The organism is Psychrobacter sp., assembly GCF_041554015.1.
Lineage (GTDB): Bacteria > Pseudomonadota > Gammaproteobacteria > Pseudomonadales > Moraxellaceae > Psychrobacter.
Genome location: NZ_JBFFMS010000091.1, coordinates 1 through 2109, shown reverse-complemented (window position 1 = coordinate 2109; position 2109 = coordinate 1). Strand labels below are relative to the sequence as shown.

The window sequence follows — 2109 nt, the reverse complement described above, 5'->3', positions numbered from 1 at the left end:
CCGATGCCTTGGGCGGCACCAGTAACGATACATACTTTATTATCAAATCTTTTACTCATGACAGTCTCCTAAAAATCTTGCTCATGCTTTGCTAGTAGAGTAATACGGCTAGGCTACGTTATTGTTCACTGGGCGTGAATTTTTCATAGTAAAAATTACTCGGTTTTAGATTGCTGCTGTCTAACCAGTTACTCACCGCATCCACCATCCCTAACGGACCACACAAGTAGACATCGACGTCACCATCGTTCAGCCACTCATTATCAACATGACCGGTAACATAGCCTTTACGCTCATGCTGGCTGTCTTCAGTGGCGACACAGGTGCGGTAGTCAAACCAAGGGTGGTTTTGTTTGACTTCTTCTAGTTTCTCAACTTCTATAAGATCAAAGTCGTTGGTGACGCCGTAGACCATCCTGACAGGATGATGGGCACCAGACACATCTAAACTTTTTAGCATCGATAAAAAAGGCGCGATACCGGTACCGCCTGCTAAAAACAAGGTGGGACGTACAAGGGGACGCAAATAAAAACTGCCAAATGGTCCTTCAAATTCGATCTCTTGACCTATAGTCGCAGTATTAGATAAAAAGGTACTCATTTTGCCGTTAGGAATATTACGAACGACAAATTCTGCCTGCTTGGCACTAGGCATTGAACTAAACGAATACGAGCGTGTCTCGTTAGAATCAGGAATACGGACATTGACGTATTGACCCGGAAGAAATACCAAAGCGTCTGAGTTGTCAACATCAATGCCAAAGTGAATAGTAGACTCAGACAAAACATTAAGTTGTTGTAATTTACCTTTAAAAGTAGATTTACCAACTTTGCAGGCTTCAGAAGAGCTTGGCACCTTGATCACGCAATCGCTTTCTGGAATCATCTGACAGGTGAGTACATACCCTTCAGCAGCTTCAGCTTCTGTCAGAGCATCTTCGATATACATATCAGGTTGCATGTCGTAGCTGCCAGACTCACATTGGCAACGGCAAGTACCGCAAGCACCATCAAGGCAATCTACAGGGATATTAAATTTTTGACGATAAGCGGCTTCGGCAACCGTTTCATCGGCTTCACATTTAATAAAACCTGTGACACCGTCTTCGAACTGTAGAGCAATATTATATTCCATGAGAAATATCCCTTTTCAACACGTATTAATGAAAAGCTAGTGGCTAAATAATGAGTGAATAATTAGACGTGATAGACGTCCATGATTTGATGCACATAGTCGTCTTTTAAGACCACATATTTATCCAAAATTTTTGGTTGGTCTTGAGTCATGTCTATTTTGTACTGAGAGTAACCCCAATAGGTATTGGTCTCGTGATAGCGAAAGGACTTATTGATCCAGTTAAAACGCACCGTCACAATACCGTCATTGTCTTCGAGTAGTTCAATATTCGATAAATTGTGCGTGGTACGCGTATCAGGAATGGTCGCTGATGAGCGCTCAGTTTCGATTCGGAAGATACGATCTTCAAGACCACGACGATCCGGATAATAAATCAGCGAGATTTCTCGTTGTGGGTCGCTGATGAGCTGACCATCATCATCCCAACTTGGCATCCAAAATGGGCAGTCTTCATGGTAATAAGTGAGCCATTCTTCCCATTTTTTCTCATCCAATAAACGCGCTTCACGATATAAAAACTGTCGAATGTCTTCAATGTTAACCGTTGCATTTTTCATGATTGATATCCTTATGTGTTTGTTAGTCCTGCCATGATCAGCAAGTTACTGGCTCTTAAGTTACCCTTCGCCATGTAATTTCTTTTCTTGCTCTAGAGCTTTTTTCATCTCTTCATGCCAGTAGCGATGTTGGACGGTATATAGTCCTTCATCTTCAGTCTTAACACCACTCATTAAAGGTTTGAGGTCAATAGCAGCCGCGCCTTCATCTGCACCTTGAATCCAATGCTCAGAGCCTCGGCACATATCATTCCATTCAAGCTTGATACCGTTATAGCCTTCTTGGCATGAGCGGAACTCTTCTAAGTCATCAGGTGTTGCCATACCAGTAACGTTAAAGAAATCTTCATATTGACGGATACGGCGTGCACGTGACTCATCGCTTTCGCCTTTTGGTGCGATACACCAGATGCT

At 42.7% G+C, this 2109-nt stretch carries 2 protein-coding genes and 1 pseudogene; all 3 read right to left on the bottom strand.

Features of this window, described 5'->3' with window-relative positions; genetic code table 11:
* Window positions 1–118: 118 nt before the first annotated feature.
* A complete protein-coding gene (gene benC / locus ABYU67_RS12160; RefSeq protein ID WP_372845567.1) occupies window positions 119–1135 on the bottom strand; it encodes a benzoate 1,2-dioxygenase electron transfer component BenC in 1017 nt (338 codons plus the stop codon).
* Between the two features lie 62 nt (window positions 1136–1197).
* On the bottom strand, window positions 1198–1695 hold the full coding sequence (gene benB / locus ABYU67_RS12155) for a benzoate 1,2-dioxygenase small subunit (RefSeq protein ID WP_372845565.1): 498 nt from the start codon (window positions 1693–1695) through the stop codon (window positions 1198–1200).
* Window positions 1696–1755: 60 nt separating this feature from the next.
* Window positions 1756–2109 (bottom strand): annotated as a pseudogene (locus tag ABYU67_RS12150) (benzoate 1,2-dioxygenase large subunit); the annotation flags it as partial.